General features: G+C 54.9%; 18 protein-coding genes. 7 read left to right on the top strand and 11 right to left on the bottom strand.

Going from position 1 to position 20710, the window contains the following annotated elements:
• The coding region (locus tag HQL98_08695) for an NAD(P)(+) transhydrogenase (Re/Si-specific) subunit beta (GenBank protein ID MBF0272124.1) at positions 1 to 133 on the top strand (133 nt) is incomplete at its 5' end.
• A gap of 119 nt (positions 134 to 252) precedes the next feature.
• Here HQL98_08695 and HQL98_08700 read toward each other — a convergent pair.
• The 10 genes from HQL98_08700 to HQL98_08745 form a co-directional block, all read right to left on the bottom strand.
• On the bottom strand, positions 253 to 957 hold the full coding sequence (locus HQL98_08700; protein ID MBF0272125.1) for a response regulator: 705 nt from the start codon (positions 955 to 957) through the stop codon (positions 253 to 255).
• A 141-nt stretch (positions 958 to 1098) separates the two neighbouring features.
• A complete protein-coding gene (locus HQL98_08705; protein MBF0272126.1) occupies positions 1099 to 3792 on the bottom strand; it encodes a DUF4118 domain-containing protein in 2694 nt (897 codons plus the stop codon).
• A gap of 35 nt (positions 3793 to 3827) precedes the next feature.
• Positions 3828 to 4688, bottom strand: coding sequence for a hypothetical protein (locus HQL98_08710; GenBank protein MBF0272127.1), 861 nt, complete (start codon positions 4686 to 4688; stop codon positions 3828 to 3830).
• A 43-nt stretch (positions 4689 to 4731) separates the two neighbouring features.
• Positions 4732 to 5310, bottom strand: a complete 579-nt coding sequence (gene kdpC / locus HQL98_08715; protein ID MBF0272128.1) for a potassium-transporting ATPase subunit KdpC — start codon at positions 5308 to 5310, stop codon at positions 4732 to 4734.
• Between the two features lie 11 nt (positions 5311 to 5321).
• Positions 5322 to 7385, bottom strand: a complete 2064-nt coding sequence (gene kdpB, locus HQL98_08720) for a potassium-transporting ATPase subunit KdpB (protein ID MBF0272129.1) — start codon at positions 7383 to 7385, stop codon at positions 5322 to 5324.
• Positions 7386 to 7400: 15 nt separating this feature from the next.
• Positions 7401 to 9209 (bottom strand): potassium-transporting ATPase subunit KdpA, encoded by a 1809-nt coding sequence (gene kdpA / locus HQL98_08725; GenBank protein MBF0272130.1) that lies wholly within the window; start codon positions 9207 to 9209, stop codon positions 7401 to 7403.
• The gene (locus HQL98_08730) at positions 9206 to 9463 is read right to left on the bottom strand and encodes a hypothetical protein (protein ID MBF0272131.1); all 258 of its coding nucleotides are present in this window, start codon (positions 9461 to 9463) and stop codon (positions 9206 to 9208) included. The genes kdpA and HQL98_08730 overlap by 4 nt, the downstream gene beginning before the upstream one ends.
• Positions 9460 to 9552, bottom strand: a complete 93-nt coding sequence (gene kdpF, locus HQL98_08735) for a K(+)-transporting ATPase subunit F (protein ID MBF0272132.1) — start codon at positions 9550 to 9552, stop codon at positions 9460 to 9462. The genes HQL98_08730 and kdpF overlap by 4 nt, the downstream gene beginning before the upstream one ends.
• 325 nt (positions 9553 to 9877) lie before the next feature.
• Entirely contained in the window at positions 9878 to 11785 is a 1908-nt protein-coding gene (locus tag HQL98_08740; protein ID MBF0272133.1) for a potassium transporter Kup, read from the bottom strand.
• A 302-nt stretch (positions 11786 to 12087) separates the two neighbouring features.
• Positions 12088 to 12609 (bottom strand): hypothetical protein, encoded by a 522-nt coding sequence (locus tag HQL98_08745; protein MBF0272134.1) that lies wholly within the window; start codon positions 12607 to 12609, stop codon positions 12088 to 12090.
• A 225-nt stretch (positions 12610 to 12834) separates the two neighbouring features.
• Between HQL98_08745 and HQL98_08750 the strand changes: the two genes are divergently transcribed.
• The 6 genes from HQL98_08750 (at position 12835) to HQL98_08775 (ending at position 19725) form a co-directional block, all read left to right on the top strand.
• A complete protein-coding gene (locus HQL98_08750; protein MBF0272135.1) occupies positions 12835 to 13005 on the top strand; it encodes an Rpn family recombination-promoting nuclease/putative transposase in 171 nt (56 codons plus the stop codon).
• A 232-nt stretch (positions 13006 to 13237) separates the two neighbouring features.
• Entirely contained in the window at positions 13238 to 13453 is a 216-nt protein-coding gene (locus tag HQL98_08755; protein ID MBF0272136.1) for a DUF4351 domain-containing protein, read from the top strand.
• Positions 13454 to 13619: 166 nt separating this feature from the next.
• Positions 13620 to 14318 carry a pirin family protein gene (locus HQL98_08760; protein MBF0272137.1) on the top strand — a complete coding sequence of 233 codons (699 nt, stop codon included), beginning with the start codon at positions 13620 to 13622 and terminating at the stop codon, positions 14316 to 14318.
• Between the two features lie 238 nt (positions 14319 to 14556).
• The gene (locus HQL98_08765) at positions 14557 to 16635 is read left to right on the top strand and encodes a TonB-dependent receptor (GenBank protein MBF0272138.1); all 2079 of its coding nucleotides are present in this window, start codon (positions 14557 to 14559) and stop codon (positions 16633 to 16635) included.
• 96 nt (positions 16636 to 16731) lie between these two features.
• Positions 16732 to 17301: a hypothetical protein gene (locus tag HQL98_08770; protein MBF0272139.1), complete on the top strand. Its 570-nt coding sequence runs from the start codon at positions 16732 to 16734 to the stop codon at positions 17299 to 17301.
• 144 nt (positions 17302 to 17445) lie between these two features.
• Complete coding sequence (locus tag HQL98_08775; protein ID MBF0272140.1) at positions 17446 to 19725, top strand: response regulator; 2280 nt, start codon at positions 17446 to 17448, stop codon at positions 19723 to 19725.
• A gap of 78 nt (positions 19726 to 19803) precedes the next feature.
• On the opposite strand, the gene HQL98_08780 is transcribed toward HQL98_08775, so the two are convergent.
• Positions 19804 to 20694, bottom strand: coding sequence for a class I SAM-dependent methyltransferase (locus HQL98_08780; protein ID MBF0272141.1), 891 nt, complete (start codon positions 20692 to 20694; stop codon positions 19804 to 19806).
• Between the last annotated feature and the right edge of the window lie 16 nt (positions 20695 to 20710).

A 20710-nucleotide genomic window follows, 5' to 3' on the forward strand; every position in this document is an offset into this window, starting at 1 on the left:
GAAGCGTTCCATGGCCTCGGGCTACGCCGGTGTGGACAATCCGTTGTTCTACAAAGAGAACAATCGCATGCTCTTCGGTGATGCCAAGAAGATGCTGGACGAAGTGCTCAACCATTTGCGTGCTGCCGCTTGATTGGGATTGCTTCTTCACTCAGGTCACCCCTTTGATTTCGGAAGGGGTGACCTGGTGTTGAATCGTATTGGGTCTTTGTTTCTGGATTGGAAAAGATCGGATTGAGCATGCGTGGCGATTCATGACAACATCAGTCGGTATCCCACACCCGATTCGGTCAGAATATGTTGAGGGACATTGGGATCGTTTTCCAGCTTGCGGCGCAGATTGGACATATAGACCCGTAAATAATGGGTATTGTCGGCATGGCTCGGTCCCCAGACATCCCGCAGCAACACACGATGGGTCAGAACCCGTCCGGAGTTGGCCACCAGTTGCGTCAGCAGGCGATACTCGATGGCGGTCAGGTGAACGGGCAGACCCTTGCGGCTCACCAGTCGTTGTACAAGATTGACCTCCACATCCCCGAATGTGACAACCGGTGTCCCATCCCCTGGAGTCCGGGCGGAACGACGCAGCAAAGCCCGTACCCGTGCCAGCAGTTCAGGCACGCCAAAGGGTTTGGTCAGATAATCATCCGCTCCCATATCCAGCGCCGTGACCTTGTCGGTTTCGTTGCCCCGCGCCGAAAGAATCAGGATGGGAAGATTGGACCAGGAACGCATGTCCCGGATCACCTCGATGCCATCCATATCCGGAAGCCCAAGATCCACGATCACCAGATCGGGACGGCGGGTACCCACTTCGATCAGTCCCCGTTTTCCGGTCTCCGCATCCATGACCTGATACGATTCCGCCTCCAAAGCGGCCCGGACGAACCGACGGATTTGCGGTTCATCTTCGATCAGCACGATCAGAATGGCGGGCACTTGGCCATCATTCATCAGCAATTCCTCCTGGAAAAATGGCGAGCAGGTGCCCAGCCCCATGACATCAGGATAAAATCCGTACTGCCGGTTGGCTAGGTTTTCAATCCGGATTGGGAAAGGGAGTTTGACCGCCATCAACGGGAAAGTCGGCCATTTCTAAAGTTCCTCAGGAATCGCAGGCGGATTGCCCACAGGCAACAGAGCATGGAAACACGCGCCTCCGGCGGATAGCGTTTCAGCCCACACCGTGCCACCATGGGCCTCGATAATGGCGCGCACAATGGCCAGTCCCAAGCCGAATCCCACCACCTTGGATTCCATTTTGCCTCGGGTGAACTTTTCAAACAGTCTGGATTCCATGCCCGGAGGCAGTCCAGGACCATTGTCGCACACCGAAACCTGGACCGCAGATCCTTCCAGACAGGCGGAAATGGTGATGATGCTGCCAGACGGGGTGTGTTTGGTGGCATTTTCCAGCAGGTTGTTGAAAACCCGCTCCATGAGTCCGGTATCCATTTCCAGCAACGGCAGATCGGCGGGAAGCGAGATGTGGACTGCATGACGGGTCAGCAGGGAGGCGCAGTTGTTCATGGATAATCCGATCACCTCTTCCAGGGTTTGCCAACTCCGTTTCAACACGATCTGGCCCATTTGCATGCGGGCCATATCCAGCAGATTGTTGACCATGGTGCTGGTACGGGACACTTCGTCCCGGATGGCCTCGGCCAGACCAAGATGGGGTGCGGATAAAGGGGGAGAGGCCATGCGCATGGCGTCGGCCAGACCGGTGATCACCGTCAACGGGGTGCGCAGATCATGGGAAATGGCCGACAACAAGGAGTTGCGCAGCCGTTCCGACTCCATGCTCACCTGGGAGTCCCGAGCTAAAATCACATAATGAATCCGTTCCAGGGCGATGGCGATCAGGGTGGAACTGGTATCCAGCAACTGTTGTTGACCGGGAGGAAGTTCCCAGATCGTTTCATCGGGTACCAGAGCCAAGACTCCACACAGGCGTGATGGCGCCTTGAGCGGGACATAAAGGGCATGGGCGGATGGCAGGGTATCGGTTCCCAATCCGGCGTATTGGCCGTGATCGAAGCTCCATTGGGCAATTCCGCATTCGGCCTTGTCCAGGTTGGCGGAGCCTTCCGCCAGCGACAACCGCTCCTGGGATCCTGGCACGAATACCGCCACCGAAGCGTTGAACCCCCGCTTGATGAACCGCTGACAGATTTCGATAATCTGCTCCACGCTCAAGGCGCTGGAGAGATCCCGGGACATTTCGTAGAGGGCCTGCATGCGTTGTTCCCGTTTGCAGGCTGCCGAAGCCTGAAATCGCAAACCTGCGGTCAGTTGTCCGATCACCAACGCCACGATCAACATGACCGTGAACGTGACCAGATATTGGACATCATGGACCACGAGGGTGAAACGGGGTGGGACAAAAAAGAAATCGAAGGCGGCAACGGATAAAAACGCCGCCAGAATGGCCGCGCCGCGTCCGAACCGAACCGCGGCAAACACCACCGACAGCAAAAAAATCATGACGATGTTGGCCAGATCCAGACGGGCGTGCAACGGCGCGCTCACCACAGTCACCACGGCCACGCTCACAAAGGCCGACAGGTAAGGACGCCATTCGGTTCCGGTGGTGTTTCCGGGTTTGGCCATCGAGGAGGAGGGGGTGGAGGATCGTTCCTCCTCCTCGATGGCCACCTGAAGCAGTTCCAGATCCGGAGCCAGACGCGCCAGTTTCTCGGCGAAACCGTGCTGCCAGGGCAGACGGCGATAACGATCCCGTCCCACCAGCAAGGTGCCCAGATTGTATTCCCGGGCATAGGCGATGGCGACTTCTACGGCGTTTTGACCCGACAGATTGGCCGTATGCGCGCCCATCTCCTGGGCCAGTTTCAGAATGCCGAAGATGCGGGTTCGCACGGCATCCGGCAATGGCTGCATGGACGGGGTTTCAATGGCGATGGCATGCCAGGGGGCGCCGGTCTGATTGGCCCGACGGGCCGCACGACGTACCAGTCTTTCGCTGTCCGGTCCCGATCCCACGCATACCAGCACCGATTCACGGGTTGGCCAGATCGAGGTGACGGACTTTTCACGACGCCAGGCCAACACATCCCCATCCACCCGGTCGGCTGTCCGGCGCAAGGCCAACTCCCGCAAGGCCAACAGATTGCCCTTGCGGAAAAAATGGTCCATGGCCCGTTCCGCCTGTCGGGGGATGTAGACCTTTCCCTCCCGCAGTCGTTGCAACAGTTCTTCGGGGGGCAGGTCCACCAGGACGATTTCGTCCGCTTGATCGATGACATGATCGGGAATCCGTTCCGCCACCCGTATCCCGGTGATCTTGCCGATCACGTCGTTGAGACTTTCGACATGCTGAACATTGACCGTGGTCAGGACATCGATCCCGGCTGACAGCAACTCTTCGATATCCTGCCACCGTTTGGGATGGCGGGAGCCGGGGGCGTTGGAATGGGCCAGTTCGTCCACCAGGATCCGCTGGGGTTTGCGTTGCAAGGCCCCATCCAGATCGAACTCCTCCAACAGGTGGCCTTTGTATTCGATCCGGCGACGGGGCAAACACTCCAACCATTGCAACAATTCGGCGGTTTCGTTTCGTCCATGGGTCTCCACCACCCCCGCCACCACATCCACCCCCTGGGCGCGCAAGACCCGCGCAGCGGTCAACATCGCGTAGGTCTTGCCCACTCCGGGACAGGCCCCGAAAAAAATCTTCAGCTTGCCCCGTTGTCCGCGTTTCTCCTCGGCGTTCAGTTGCGCGAGGATGGCGTCGGGATTCGGACGAACAGTGGTGGCGTCATGGACCATGGGAGCGGTTCACCGAATGTTTGGAATGGTTGCCATCAGAACGTTTTCGCCAGCGAGAGCACGAGGTGTGTCCCTCCCAGATTGCGTGCATTATTGGGATCTTTCACCGACAAGGTGTGATCGTACACGTTGCCTTGATCCGCATAGGTCATGGCCAGGGAAAGGTTGAATCCAGGATCGAATCCCTTGGCAATGCCGATTTTGTAATCGGTATAATCCGGGTTGATGCCGCCGGAAGGAGCAGGTGCGACGAATCGGGCCGTATAATTGGTATGTCCCACATGCATGGGCAGGGTGACATTCTGGCCAAAGAGATCTTCGGGCAGAGGAACCGTTGCGGTCAGGTCCGCATAAGTACTCCATCTGGTGTCGGAGGTGTAACCATTTCGGGTGTTGGCTCCGAAATAATCCGTCACAGCGGTGGAAAGTTTGAAAGACACCCATTGGTAGCCCACACCACCGTTGAACTCTACGTTGTTGTAGGATTGATTGCCGTTGCCAGCCGGAACCACTTTATTGTAATTGGCGCCTGGATAAAAGGCACTGGCCATACCGATGGTCCAGGTCCAGTCCGGTTGAGGGAATTTACCATTGTATCCCAGGTTGAGGTCCAACTCCACTGTGCCATCGGCATATTGCCGATCACTGATGTTGGAACCCCAAATTCCGGCGTACCAGCCATCCTCGTGGCTGTAATCGATGCCTGCCTGGAGAGCTGGCCGATTCCATGTCTGGGTCAATCCCCGATAGATGTAGTTGCCCACCACGGCCACATTAGGCGTGAAGGTATGGAGGGATGGCGCGGCCTTTGCCTCTTCCGTCTGTCCGATGACGGGGAAAAAGGCTCCCAGGCCGCCGAGGAGGCCAACAAACAGTGCTTTTGTATGGATGGTCATAATCGATTCCTTGTCGAATTGAGGCTTCAGAATGAATCGCGTATCATTTCGCAATCCTCTGGTCCAGGGCCAGATTCAGAGTCAGGACATTGACCCTCGGTTCTCCCAGCAGACCGAACGTGCGCCCGGAGGTGTGGCGCTGGATCAGTTCGTTGACCACCGGTGCGGACATTCCCCGGAGTTGTGCCACACGAGGCGCCTGCCAAAGTGCCGCTGCCGGAGAGATGTGGGGATCCAGCCCGCTTCCCGACGTCGTGACCAGTTCCACGGGAATGGGTTGTTTCTGGGTGGGATTGCTCTCCTTGAGCGCGGCGATCCTTGCCTCAACGGCCTCCTTCAAGGCCGGATTGAGCGGTCCCAGATTGGAACCGCTGGAAGAAGCCCCATTGTAGGGCATGGGTGCGGTAGCCGAAGGACGCCCCCAGAAATAACGCGGATCCGAAAAAGGCTGACCGATCAGGTTGGAACCGACGATCTGACCGTTGACACGCAGCAGGCTTCCATTGGCTTCCCAAAAGAACAAGGATTGAGCCAGACCCGTGACCACCGCCGGGTAAAGAATACCGGTCAGGATGGTCATCAGGATCAACATCGACAAGGCGGTTTTCAGTTCCTTAAGCATGTCAAAGCACCTCAGATCAGGTTGAAGGCAACCAAAAGCAGATCAATGGCCTTGATCCCGACAAACGGGACCAGCAATCCGCCCACCCCGTAAACCAATAGATTGCGCCGCAGCAGGGAGGCGGCACCGACGGGTCGATAGGCCACCCCTTTCAGGGCCAGCGGGATCAGGGCGATGATGATCAGGGCGTTGAAGATCACCGCCGAAAGAATGGCCGAGGCCGGTGTGGCCAGCCCCATGACGTTGAAGACATTCAGATCCGGATAGGTGGCGGCGAAGGCTGCCGGAATGATGGCGAAATATTTGGCCACATCGTTGGCGATGGAAAAGGTGGTCAGGGAGCCGCGGGTCATGAGCATCTGTTTGCCGGTTTCCACCACCTCGATCAATTTGGTGGGGTTGGAATCCAGATCCACCATGTTGCCCGCCTCCTTGGCGGCCTGGGTGCCGCTGTTCATGGCCACCGCCACATCCGCCTGGGCCAGGGCCGGAGCGTCGTTGGTGCCGTCTCCGGTCATGGCCACCAGGCGTCCTTCCTGCTGATAGTGGCGGATCAGGGCGAGTTTGGCTTCCGGGGTGGCCTCGGCGAGAAAGTCGTCCACGCCGGCCTCGGCGGCGATGGCCGCTGCGGTCAAACGGTTGTCGCCGGTGATCATCACGGTTTTGATTCCCATGCGGCGCAATTCGGCGAAACGCTCCTTGATTCCCCCCTTGACGATGTCCTTCAACTCCACGGCCCCCAATACCCGGTTGCCATCGGCCACCACCAACGGAGTCGAACCCCGACGGGCGATATCGTCCACCGCCGTCTGAATGGTATGGGGCCAGAGACCACCGGAGCTTTCCACATGACGACGCACCGCCTCTGCCGCCCCCTTGCGGATGGAACGCCCTTGCCAGTCGATACCGCTCATGCGGGTCTGGGCGGTGAAATGGACAAAACTGGCCCCGTCGGCGTGAATGTCTCTGCCCCGTTGATGCAACAACTCCTTGGCCAGCGTGACAATGGAACGTCCCTCCGGGGTTTCGTCCGCCAAAGAGGCCAGAAGGGCCGCTTCCGCCAACTCTTTCTCGGTGATGACCAGGGTCGGGACAAAAGAGGAGGCTTGTCGGTTGCCCAGGGTGATGGTGCCGGTTTTGTCCAACAGCAGCACATCCACGTCACCGGCGGCCTCCACCGCCTTGCCGGAGGTGGCCAGGACATTTTTTTCCATCATGCGGCTCATGCCCGCCACACCGATGGCGGACAGCAATCCGCCGATGGTGGTGGGAATGAGACAGACCAACAACGCCACCAATACCGTGACCGTCACCGGAGCGCCGGAATGAGCCGTCTCCACCCCGTAGATCGAAAAGGGCAGTAAGGTGACGGTGGCCAGCACAAAAACCAGGGTGAGCATCACCAGCAGAATGGTCAAAGCGATTTCGTTGGGGGTTTTTTGTCGTTTGGCCCCTTCCACCATGCCGATCATGCGATCCAGAAAAGTCTCGCCCGGATTGACCGTGATCCGCACCACCAGCCAGTCGGAAAGAATACGCGTGCCACCGGTGACAGAGGAAAAATCCCCCCCGGATTCCCGGATCACCGGGGCCGATTCGCCGGTGATGGCCGATTCATCCACCGAGGCCACGCCTTCGATCACCTCGCCATCGCCGGGGATGATCTCGCCGGTGGTGACCAGGACCACATCCCCCTTGCGCAGGGTTTCCGAGGGGACATTGTTCCATGTGGCCTCCTGGCGTGGTTCTTTGAGTTTTTTGGCCATGACGGTCTTGCGCAGACCTTTCAGCGCGGCGGCCTGGGCCTTGCCCCGGCCTTCGGCCATGGCTTCGGCAAAGTTGGCGAACAGCAGGGTGAACCACAACCACACGGTGATGGCCAGAATGAACCAGGTCGGGGCTTCCCCCTGGCCCGTCAACGCCTGGAAAAACAGTCCCGTGGTCAACAGACTGCCCAGCCAGACCACGAACATCACCGGATTGCGGATTTGATACCGGGGCGAAAGACGCTTGAATGCATCCACCATGGCCTCGTGGAGCAGGCCCGGGTCAAGCAAGGAAAGTTGATTTTGCATGGGAATGGATCTCCGTCACTGTCCGTTGATCATCTGTACATGTTCCACGATGGGACCCAGGGCAAGGGCGGGCAGAAAGGTCAAGGCCCCGACCACGATCACGGTTCCGATCAGCAGAAACACAAACAAAGGAGTATGGGTGGGCAAGGTTCCCGCCGAAGGCGGAATGCTCTTTTTGGCAGCCAGCGATCCGGCGATGGCCAGGACCGGTACGATCACCCAGTAACGGGCCAGCAGCATGGCAATGCCCAACAGGGTGTTGTAAAAGGGCGTGTTGACCGTCAACCCACCAAAGGCGCTGCCGTTGTTGTTGCCCGCCGAGGAGAAGGCGTAGAGAATCTCCGAAAATCCGTGAATGCCGGGATTGGCGATACCCGCCCGTCCCGCCTCGCTCACCACGGCCAGCGCCGTACCGAGCAACACCGTCAGACAGGGGGTGAGAATGACCACGGCAGCCATTTTCATTTCAAAGGCTTCGACTTTTTTGCCCAGGTATTCCGGGGTGCGTCCGATCATCAGACCGGAGATGAATACCCCGACCAGTGCGAATACGATCATGCCGTACAACCCGGAACCCACTCCGCCGAAGATCACTTCTCCCAGTTGTATCATCCACATGGGGACCAATCCGCCCAGTGGGGTGAACGAATCGTGCATGGCGTTGACCGAGCCGTTGGAGGCGGCGGTGGTGGCGGTGGCCCAAAGAGCCGAATTGACGATCCCGAAACGGCTCTCCTTGCCTTCCATGTTGCCCCCCGGGGATTGATCGGAAGCCTGGGTTTCCAGTCCCAAACGCTCGAACAGGGGGTTTCCGTTTTGTTCCGACCAGACACACAACGCCAACAGCACGGTAAAAACGATGGTCATGGCTGCGAGAATCGCTCCGCCTTGACGCACATCCCCGACAAAACGTCCGAAGGTGACGCACAGTGCTGCCGGAATCAACAAAATGGCCAGCACCTCCAGAAAGTTGGACAACGGGGTGGGATTTTCCAGAGGATGGGCCGAGTTGACATTGAAAAAACCACCCCCATTGGTGCCCAACTGCTTGATGGCCACTTGGGAGGCGGCTGGACCCAGGGCGATCATCTGTTCACGGGCGGTTTGTTTTTCCAGAATCGGCTGGCCCTGGTTGTCCTTGAGGGGTTGGCCATCCGGGGTTGTCGCGGGTTGTTCGTAGTCCACCGGTTGTAGCAGCGAGGCGTTCTGATAGGGCGCGAAGGTTTGGATCACACCTTGACTGACCAGCAGCAAGGCAAACACGAGACTGAGCGGCAGCAGCACATAGAGGGTCGAGCGCACCAGATCCACCCAGAAGTTGCCGATGCCCGACGCCTCCTTGCGGATGAAACCCCGCATCAAGGCGGCCAGAACCGCCATGCCCGTTGCCGCCGAGACAAAGTTTTGCACGGTGAGGCCGATCATCTGGGTCAGATAGGAAAGGGTCGTCTCGCCCCCATAGCTTTGCCAGTTGGTGTTGCTGGCAAAACTGACCGCGGTATTGAAGGCGAGATCCGGTGCGACATTGACCATGGCCTGGGGATTGAATGGCAAACCGGCTTGAAACCGTTGCAGAAAATAGACGGCCAGCAGGCCAACCAGATTGAAGGCCAGCAATGCAACGGCATAGCGGGTCCAAGACATCTCTTCGTCCCGACGGATGCCGCACAGGCGATAAATGCCCCGCTCCACGGGGGCGAACCAGCGCAATCCCGAGGGCAATGAATCACCATAAATTCCGGCCATGTACGCTCCCAAAGGCCAAGCCAGCAGCAGCAAGACCGACAGATAAACAAGCAGTTGTACGATTCCGTTGGTGGTCATGGGAGGCTCTTCCGGGCAAAGGGTGGATAATCCGGGTTGATGCCCATGCGAAACGCCCCGGTTTCAGTCGTGGACGATACACAAGGCGCACCGTTGTTCTCCGCATGGCGGCGTGAATCCTCCCGGTGGGCCAAAACGGTCAGGATGTCGGAACCCGTACTGCCACGATTGATCCAATAGGCGGTCGGCCAGGAAAGCAGCAGCAGGGATGCCATGGAGATGCCCACTTTCAGACAGATGGTGTGGTTGCTCATGAGAATTGCTCCGGCTTGAACAAGACAACGACCAGATAAACGAATACGGCGGCAGTCACCACCAAGCCAATCAGATAGAGTGGATTCATTCAGGATCTCCCAAGCTTCTGGAACAGGGATGCCATCAGTTCAGATGCCGCGAAGAAGACGAGGATTGCGCCAAGATAAAAAATGTCCATGACAACTCCTTGCAGATGGAATGGATGTATGGACGGAAAGTGTAGGTCATTGATAATCAAAATGGGCAATAAAGCATGTCGTCAAACATTAAGATTTTGTCAATCAAGCATGGAAAATGGATGGATGATGTCTGGATCGTGTGTTCCCGACTCTTGGTGTCTGGAGGCTTTTGAGGCACCAGGAGTCGGGAACGAAACCCAATCATCGATTGTCGGGATCAGAGCGGATGGCGTGTCACTCCTGCTGGCCCAGAACGATCCGTGTGCCCAGGTCCACCACCCGTGCGGATGGCAACTTGAAAAAGTGTGTGGCACTTTCCGCGTTGCGATACAGACCCAGGAACAATTTCAAACGCCAATGGGCCATGCCGGGATTGCTGCCGGCGACGAAATTGGCTTTCCCCAGGAAAAAGTAGGTATCTTCCATGGCCACCTGTTCCGCGCCGGGCAGGTGACAGCCGAGCAGGGTTTTGGGCACATCGGCGGTTTCCATGTAGCCGTGAGAGATGCGGACGCGGTAATAGTCGTGGAGCAAAGTACTCACATGGATCCGTTCAGACTCGGGCACATAGGGGATCGCTTCCGTCTGGATGCTCAAGAAGATGACCTTTTCATGCAATGTCATGGTGTGCTTCAACAGTTCCACCAGGGCCGGGGGGGCCAGATCGAAATTCTGGGTCATGAAGACAGCGGTTCCAGGCACGCGATGAATGGTGTCCGCCGTGAGTTGCCGCAGGAACGGTTCCAGAGGGATTTCCCCCTTGCGTACCGCATGGCTCACCAGATCCTGTCCCTTGCGCCATGTGGACATCAAAAAGAAAATCAGCGCCCCCATGATCACCGGGAACCAACCCCCATCCATGAATTTGAGGGCATTGGCACCGAAGAAACCCAGATCCACCGTCAGGAAGATCACAAGCAGTGGCACGGACAGAAACAGACTCCAGGAAAAGAGATGCCGTAATACGATGCCGAAGGCCAATACGGTCACCGCGATCATGGTGCCGGTCACCGCGATGCCGTAGGCCGCCGCCAGATTGGTGGAACTTTTGAATCCCAATACCAAAACCACCACCGCCAGCAACAACACCCAGTTGGTCAGCGGCACATAGATCTGTCCAAATTCCGAAGAAGAGGTGTGGATCACCCGTAAACGGGGCAGGTATCCCAACTGCATGGCCTGACGGGTGGCGGAAAAGGCTCCGGAGATCACCGCCTGCGAGGCGATAATGGTCGCGGAAGTGGCCAAGGCGACCATGGGCAACATGCCCCATTCCGGTACGCTCAAATAAAATGGATTTCTCACGGTGGTCGGATCACCCAGAATCAACGCACCCTGTCCCAGATAGTTCAACATCAGGGCGGGAAACACAAAAGTTCCCCAGGACCAGTTGATTGACTTTCTGCCGAAATGGCCCATGTCCGCATACAAGGCCTCGGCTCCTGTGACAGCCAGGAAGACTGATCCCAATACCACGAAAGTTTTTCCTCCGCTCTCCCCGAACAGAAATCTTAAGCCATGGATCGGGTTCAAAGCCGCCAGAATTTCCGGATGAAGCAGGATCTCTTTCACACCCACTGTGGCGATCGCCAGAAACCACAGCATGCAGATGGGACCGAAGAGACGTCCAATGGTGGCGGTTCCTTTGTTCTGAAAGAAAAACAGCAGAAAGATCACCAAAAGCGTGATCGGAAGCACATAGGGCTGGAAAGCCGGTGTGATCACCTCCAACCCTTCCACCGCCGACAATACGGAAATGGCTGGAGTGATCACACCATCCCCGAAAAAGAGCGAGACCCCGATCATGCCCACGATCATGATGATGCGTTGCATGCGGGCATTGCCCTGGGTGAAGGTGCGCGCCAAGGCCACCAGCACCAGATTGCCACCTTCCCCTTGATGGTCGGCGCGCATGATGAAAAATTGATATTTCACGGTCAACACGATCAACAGCGTCCAGATGATCAGGGAAATGATGCCCAGAACATTGTCAGGGGTGGGCATGGCAGAGTGTTCCCCACCCAAGGCCTCCTTCACCGCATACAACGGGCTGGTACCGATATCGCCGAAGACCACACCAATGGCCCCAATCATCAAGGTGAGCAGCGAACTGTGTTTCTTGTGTTGCATGGATTGACTCATAAACACTCCATTATAGGACGAATCCTGTTGCTGATCGAAAATGGGAATCGAGAAACATGAACCGGGAAATTCTAGAAAAGAAAACATCAAAATGGTCAATAAAATGGGTGGGGAGATATTAAGAAAATATCAAAATGGGCTTATCAATGAGCGGTCTATTCTTGACAGGAGATATATTATTAAAGTAATGTTTTTGTATATAAAAGGTCATCACACCCATTCAAGGGTGGTGATGGCGTCAACCTTGAGTCACCCGCCAGAACTCCTCTCGCGTCACGGACTCCGATGGTCGGTTCTGGGCGCTATCGAAGCGATTGGAGCGGGTTCGATTTTTCACCGCTTTTCCAGGGGCAGGGGGTTGGATCGGTCATGCACCATTTGCGTAAGTGGTGTATGGCCAGAACCATCCGATCGTCACATACGCCACACACCGGTGCCGATACCTGTTCGGATGGATCCGAACGGGTGTGCAAAAATGGGCATAATGGATGCTCCAACGCAAAAAATTGGGCTTGATTGGGATCTTTCATCCGTCCCAACCGCTCCGAGGCAATCCACAGGCGGTCAAATCCGGCAATGGTCATCCGTTTTTGCCACTCAGCTGTTGGATAGGGGGTTGCGGTCACGATCTCCGGGTTACAGCGGGCATATTCTTTGAGTGTTTCCAGAACCGCGAGCAGTTCATTGTTTTCTTGTTCCGGATCATCGCTGTACAGAATCACTTGTGAATCTGATCCGGCCCGGATGGCCAAGCGTAGCCGTTCGGTCAAACCGCTGGCCGGCTCAAGGATATTATTGCCGAATTCTTGCAAGAGGATGTCCATTGTGAAATACCTTTGACAATAAAAGAGATTATTGATTTTTTTACAGTCAAATTTTAATATTTTTATTGTCAATTTGGCATCAAATCCGAGCCGTCTTGAGTCAATAATGTATCAAGATGGACGCAAACCATACCAACAGGGAACCTTCGATTGGTTGATAACAGGAATCAGAAACCCGCTACCGCCCCATTGGCTTTCGTGGTCTGGATTTGATATGCTTTGGTTATGAGCGAGATCAGTCAGCCCCATGACCGCCTGTTCAAGGCGTTATTGTCCAGCCCGGATACGGCGGGTGCGCTGTTGCGGGAACGGTTGCCGCCGGAGGTGGCGGAACTTTTGGCTTCCGAGCGGAACTGTCCCGACACGCCCAATTGCGGGCCGGTTTGTTGGCCTTGAAGTATGGCACCCGTGATCCGCAATCCCAAATGGCGGCCCTGGATTGGATCGTTATTCCTCTCCAGGATGCCCCGGAACTGTTGGTGCCGGTGCTTCTTTACTTGTTGACGACATTCCAGAATTTGGATGAAGCGCAAGTGCGACAGGTGGTGCGTCGCATCAACCCCGAGGAGGAACATGTCATGATGTCACATTCGCGCAAGAGATCCTGGCCAGGAACAAGCCGGAATGGGTGGCAATAGGACGTCAAGAGGGGCGCCAGGAAGGGCGTCAGGAAGGGCGTCGGGAAGAAGCCGCTTCCATGCTTCTCAAGTTGATGCGACGCAAGTTTGGTCAAACACCAGACTGGGTGAACGAGAAAGTAGGGTCGGCCAGCCTGGAACGGCTCGAAATGTGGAGTGACAACTTCGTGTTTGCCAACTCTGTGGAAGAGGTGTTTGCGTCGTGACGTGGACGCTCAGTGGAAGATCCGGTTTGGAACGTTTGTCCTGGCATCTTGAAAGGGCGGTCGGGTGTCGGATGGTGAGGGGGTGGGGCATTAAGCAGGCCGCACAGCATCGCTTGACATTGGCTGGATGTCTTAAACAATCAACCATAACAGAGCAAACATCCGCATGATCAACCTTCGACCCGCCGAGGCGCGGGGTACAGCGAATCATGGTTGGCTCGATACCCGCCATACTTTCTCGTTTGCCGACTATTACGATCCAGCCCATATGGGGTTTCGTGCGCTTCGGGTGATCAATGAGGATATCATTTTGCCGTCAACCGGCTTTGATACCCATGGCCATCGGGATATGGAGGTCATCTCCTATCCGGTTTCCGGAGCCCTTGCCCATCGGGATAGCACCGGGGCAACCTCCATCATCCGTGCCGGACAGGTTCAACGGATGACCGCCGGCAGAGGCATCCGCCACAGCGAACATAACGCTTCTGACACCCAATCCGCCCATTTTCTGCAAATCTGGATTGTTCCGGATCGCAAAGGGCATGATCCTGGGTATGAACAAAAGGATTTTCCCCGTGCGCAATTTTTGGGTCGTTGCGGACTGATTGCCTCACCCGATGGGGCGCAAGGTTCTTTGACGATTCATCAAGATGTCAGGCTGTATGGTCTTCTCCTGGAGAGTGGACAAGAGACGACCCATCTTCTCGCGCCACAGCGTCATGCCTGGGTGCAGGTCGTTTCTGGCAGGGTCAATCTGTTGGGATTGGAACTCAAGGCTGGAGATGGAGTGGCCATAAGCGAAGAGGCTGAACTGCATTTTTTTACCAGCACGGCCACAGAATTGCTGCTTTTTGATTTGGCGTAAAACTGTGTTCCGGATCCATCCGGACCTGTTTCCGCTTGCGCTCCAATGGCCAGACGTTTCGCTTTGATCATGGAGGCGATGTGACGGTTGAATGGGTCGCGATTGAAGCGATCAATAAAATTATGTTTGCCAAAATTAAATTATAAATATTATAGTAGAGATTCATGGTTGTGATGTCATGAGGGCGTCCTGTTGAGCAATGATGTAGCCAACTCTTACACTGGCATATTAAAGTAAAATGAAACCAATGTTGCGATATTTTGCTTTTCTTTTATTGGCTGTGCATTGTTTGTCGGCGAACGCTTCCGATCGGGATGATCCAATCAGGAATGTTCAGGATGGGGAATTGCCGGCCTTTCGCAACCTGATGTCGGTTTTGGAAGAGACAACGTCTCTTGCCACCAAAACCAGGATGAATGCAGACTTTGTTCCTGGCATGGTCACCGTCTTGTATGGAGAGGATATGGAGGCAAAAGGGGCTGTCAAGGTTCTTGATGCCTTGATGATGGTGCCGGGATTGCACGTGAGCTTTGAAAATCTGGTCATGCGTGGAGTCGAGAAATGGGGATCTGGCAAGATCAAACTGTTGCTGAATGGTCATGCCGTCAATCATTCTGTCACCGCCAATCCTGCACCTCCGTTGAATATTCCGATTCAGGCTGTTGAGCGTATCGAGGTCGTCCGTGGACCAGGCAGCGCCGTCTATGGCGAAAACGCCTATCTCGGTGTGGTCAACATCATTACCCACTCGCAAGGCAAGGAGGTTTTTGCCAGCTATGGCGGTTATGCCACCTATGCCGGTGGGGGACATTATTCTCATACCGATCCGGAGAGCGGCCTGACCACCAACCTGAATGTGGCTGGTTTTTCATCGGTGGGGGAACATGTGATCAGCGGAGAGGATATTCTTTATTCTCCCGCTTTCGGGCAGGCCGGCATCTCCTATGCGCCTGGGCCGGTCAGCAACAAGAATCGTCATCGTTTCAGTGCGTTGGATTTGCATTACAAACAGTGGTCCCTGGAAGCCCGATATCTGGCTTCCGCCACTACGGATGGTTTTGGCACCACCAGCGCGCTCCCTCCTCCTGGAGACCATTTGGCCTGGGAACAAGGGGAGTGGGGCGTCAATCTGCAAAGAGACGTGGACTGGCGCTCGGATTTGCATACCACGTTCAAGGTTGGTTGGTCTCAATATGCCATGGAGATGGATCATTTGACTTTTTTCCCACCCGGTTTCATCTCTTTGGACGCCAACGGAGGATTTGTTCCTCACCCGGATGGGGTGGTGGCCAGCAGTCTGGCGAAAGAGCATCGATTGGATTGGGGAGCGGAGACGATCTGGAACGGCTGGGAAAAACATCAGATTTTGATGGAGTTGAACCACGCTTCCACCCGATTGGTGGATACCTGGAGCGAAGCCAATGTGGATCCGATCACTTTGGAACTCACACCCTGGCAACGGACCAGCCCGGACAAAAGCTGGATACTGAATGGCGCGCACCGGTCGGTCTCCAGTCTGATTCTTCAGGACCAGTACGCCGTTACCAAGCACCTGGACATCACTTCTGGAGTGCGTCTGGACCATTATGATGATGTGGGTGATGACGTGTCACCCCGGCTTGCCCTGGTCTATCGGTTGACCGATCATCATATTTTCAAGGCTCAATATGGGCATGCTTTTCGTCCTCCAACCTTTTTTGAGATGTATTCAAAAAGCTTCGTGATCAATGGCAATCCAAATATGAGGCCTGAAACGATCAAGACCTACGAGATTGGATATATTTATCGGGTGCCCGACATGGTGGGTCGCGTGACCTTGTTTCACTCCATGTTGCATAATCTGATTGTCGGTGACAATCTCACCGGGTTGTATCAGAATTCCACAGGCGCCAGTATCAATGGGGTCGAGTTGGAAGTTGAATACGCTTTGACCAGTTCTCTCAAAGTGGATGGCTCGCTTTCGTTCATTTCCACCACCGATGAGGCGACAGGACAGGAAATTGAATCTGCGGTCAACTGGTTGGGACGTGCGGGCGTGCTTTGGCAACCTTTGACCGATTATACCCTGGCGGTTCGTTCTTTTTACGTCGGAGAGAGCAATCGCGTTCCTGGTGATCAGCGGGACAAACCGGATGGTTATACGACAATCAATGTGGTTGGAACCCGGAAGAATTTCTTGCACAAGGATATGACAGTTCGCGCGTCCGTTCTCAATCTTTTTGATGCTGAGGTGATTGTTCCCGCCGTACCGGAAATTCCAAAAGATTATCCTCGTCCCGGGCGAACCTGGATGTTGACCATGAGTTACGGTTTTTGATCTTTATAATTGGATGGATCCTGACTCTAAAAATTAGTCGTGTTTTTTCAAGACTTATTTTTATGTTGAAGGAGCGCATGGAAGTGACACTTATTCATGAATAAGCGATCCATAATTTATGAATTTTTTCTGCTCCTGATGCTGTGGTATGCATCGGAAGGACTTTGTTCTGATACGAATGGTCATAGATTGCAACTCGGTATCAAGATTTTTCCAGCTTTGGTTGGGGGGAATTTGGATCTGGCAAGTCAAACCAACAAGGATGGCACCTTGTTGCTGTTGATCGTCTATGGCGAGGACCGGGGAACTGGAGAAAATCTGGTACGCATGCTCAATACTTCGACCCGGGTGATCGATCATTATCCAATCCAGGTGGTGGTGTGTATGGTTTCTGAGTTCAGGCAGTTTGCCGACCGTCCCGTTGCCGGTATCTTTCTGGCTGAGTCCTTGAAGTCCGCTCCTATGGAAGAAATCATCGTATTTGGTATCGCCAAGAAATCGATCATTTTCTCGCCATTTGAAGGCGATGTGCAAAATGGGGTGATGGCGGGCATGGAGATCTCCACCCAGGTCAAACCCGCCTTGAATCTGGTGACCCTGCGCAAATCCGGCATACGTTTGAACTCTCTGTTCATCAAGGTGGCCAAGATTTATGGAGAGAATTGATGGTTTGCGCCTTATCAAAGCACTCTTGAGATCGAATTGAATGCCATCATGCCTGGACGATTGACAACACGTATTGTTATCATTTTTTTTGGAATCATGTTGTTGGTGCTCGGCAGTGTCTTGTGGTATTGGAAGAACGTGGTTATGGAACAAATCCATTTCCAGGAACAAAACAAGGTGGAACTGTTGATCGCGCTTTATGCGGATCATTTTGTAGGTGCGTTGGATATCGAAGATCCGGAGAAACGCAAATTGCAACTCGATTTGATCACGAGTCGCATCCTGTTGGTCAAAGACTCATCTTCGGGAAAAAATTTGTTCAAGGGAGTGGTTCTGGAAGGGATCAATAGCGAAAAATTGGTCAGTCATCCCCCTGATCCTGATTTCAATGGATTTGTCGCGGAATCGATTGTGGTTTCTGAGACCAGACTGGTTCCTCTTGGGGTGCTGCGTTTATACTACAGCAGTGATTTCTTTATGCAGTTGCAAGAAGATGGCAAGCTCAAACTGTTTTGGTTGCTGGTCAGCGTTTCCTTGATTTTCATTATTGCTTGGCTGATTCTTTCGTTTTTGTTGAGGCCCCTGGTCCTGCTGGCCACAACTTTGCAAAAATCCGATATGAATCAGCAAATTCTGCCACTCCTGGAAAAATGGACCAGCGATGAGATACGCTGGGTGTATGCCTCCATCCGGGATCTGCTTTCCAAATTGAAACAGGAGCGGGATCATCTGGAACAACGGGTGGAACAACGCACCCATGAGCTGAACTGTGCCATGGAGTCGGCCTTGGTTGCCAATAAGGCCAAGAGCGATTTTCTGGCCAACATCAGTCATGAGATTCGTACCCCGCTGAATGGGTTGCTGGGTTTGTCACAGCTTTTGAACCGGAGTCGTTTATCCGACCAGCAACGTTACTACGTGCAAGCGATGATTTCATCAGGTGAGCATTTGTTTACGCTGCTCAATGATGTTTTGGACATCTCCAAAATCGAATCCGGCAAACTCAATCTCGACCCAACGGATTTTTTACTGATTCCTCTGTTCAGCGGCACCATGGAATCTTTCATTCCTCTGGCGGACAAAAAAGGGATCGCCATTTCCTGTTTCATGGATCCGACGTTGCCGCTGGCACTGGTGGGGGATTCGCTCAAACTGCGTCAGATTCTGTTCAACCTGATCGGCAATGCCATCAAGTTTACCGAACGCGGGGAGGTGGATGTGGCGGTTATGCCGGATGGTGTGGACGATGAACGGGGGTATCCCTTGTCCGTGACGATCCGGGATACGGGCATCGGCATCATGGAGGATAAACAGGCGTATCTTTTTTCTCCATTCATGCAGGCGGATCCATCCACGACGCGGCGTTATGGTGGAAGCGGTCTGGGTCTGGCTCTCAGCAGACATCTGGCGGAACTCATGGGAGGGACATTGACCTTTGTCAGCGTTCCGGGTAAAGGCAGCAGTTTTACCCTGCGTGTCCGGTTGCCGGTGGGAGATGTGGTGGCGTCCACCATATCCGATATGAAGCTACCTTCTTTGTCCATACTGGTGGTGGATGATGAGATGATCAACAGACAGGTGATTCAGGCGTTGCTTGAAGGGGATGGTCATCATGTTTCCATCGTGGACAATGGATTTGTTGCCCTGGAATTGTTGCAGCGGGAAGCGTTCCACGTCATCTTGCTGGATTTGCGGATGCCGGAGTTGGACGGTGAAGAGATTATAAAGAGGATCAGAAAAATGGAGGGACCCGTTGCGGACATTCCCATCATCATTCTGACCGCGGATGTGACCCAGGAGGTTTATGTCCGCTGCATGGAGGCGGGAGCCTCCAAGGTGTTGTCCAAACCGTTGCAGGTGCCCAGGCTCTATCAGGTGTTGTCAACCATCGTGCCGTTGTTCGATCAGCACTCCACGCAGCCCCTGTGCGGGGACATGGCCAAGACAACCATGCAGCCCCTGTGCGGGGACATGGACAAGACAACCGATCTGGATGCGGGGGATTCACTGATTCATTGTGAATCCGTGCGTGTTTTGCAGCAGTCCATGGGATCCAACTGTCTGTTGGATCTGCTGGAGAAATTCAGGCATCAGGTGCAAGAGACCTGTCACGAATTGCAGATTGCGCAAAGCCGCAATGATGGCGTGAGCATCCAGAATCTGGCCCATGGCCTTCAAGGGGTTGCCGCGTTTTTAGGTCTGACCCGGTTGACGGATCTGGCAGAAGAGATCGAGTGCATTGTCGCGCAGCACACCGATGTCACCCGGCATGATGAATTGACCGAACTGATTGCGCAACTGGTCGATTTGTTGTCCGATTCGTGCGCGGAGGTGCGACAGGTGATGATGTCGGAGGCTCCTCATGTCGCCGAAGGTACGACTCCTCGTCAGGTGATCTGCCATTCAACCCCAACTTGCCACTAGCTCCTCCGAAGTCGAAGCGTCGCTTATCCAGCAGGTCTCGATTTTGAACACGGGGTCCACCATCATGGGCCGAACCTCTTACGCGATGGCGGTGGCCAACAGGGTATCCGTCATATCCAGCCGTGCCAACAGGTTGGCGTAAGCGGTGTCCAGATCCTCGGCCCGCAGATGGCTCCAGTCGCGATGTCCGTTCGGTTTTCCCTCCACCAGCCAGCGCAAATGATTGGCCAGCGGATAACGTTGGATGCCCTCGATCGTCACCCGTTGGAATCCAGCGGCTTGCAGAAAGGTCAACAGGGTGGTGCGGGTGTGCAGCACCAGATGTTCGCTCCAGAAGGTGAATTGCTTGAAGGCGTTGAGATCGAACAGACTCAACAGCAGATCCCGGGCGTGGGGGACTTCGACCACGAGGGTGCCACCCGGTGCCATGCGACGCCGGATGGCCCGCAGAAATTCGGGTTGATCCTGGATGTGCTCCAGGACATGAAAGAGGGTCACCACATCGTAAGGGGGATTTTCCGGAACGTCGTCGATTGACGCAAAACAGAGTGTGCCGTGTTGTTGCAGATGTTCGCGATCCCGGCGGTTCGGTTCCACGCCGTGGGCGGTTTTGGCCTTGCGTCCCAGCAGTTGCAGAATGCCACCGCCTCCCGTGCCGACATCCAGCCAGCGTTGGTTCAGGATCAGCGATTCGTGTTTGTGGGCGCGCAATTGATCGTCGGTGATCGACTGCCGGAACAGCGCGTCGTGATAGGCCTGCTCCTCCGTGGACGCCTGGGTGAGTTTTTGTTTGGCCTCGTGGTAGTCCGGATCCTGATGGTCGCTGCGGGAAAGCAGCAGGGCGCCTGTGCGACGGCAACGCAAGACCTCGATCTCCGGGTTGTCCCGAACCTGGGGATAATACGGCTCCAAAGCTTCCGGTGTGGTCAGACCCAGCGTGACCATGGCATCCAATACCTGATTGTTCATCGATTTTTCTCTCCAC

Source organism: Magnetococcales bacterium (assembly GCA_015231755.1).
GTDB lineage: Bacteria > Pseudomonadota > Magnetococcia > Magnetococcales > Magnetaquicoccaceae > Magnetaquiglobus.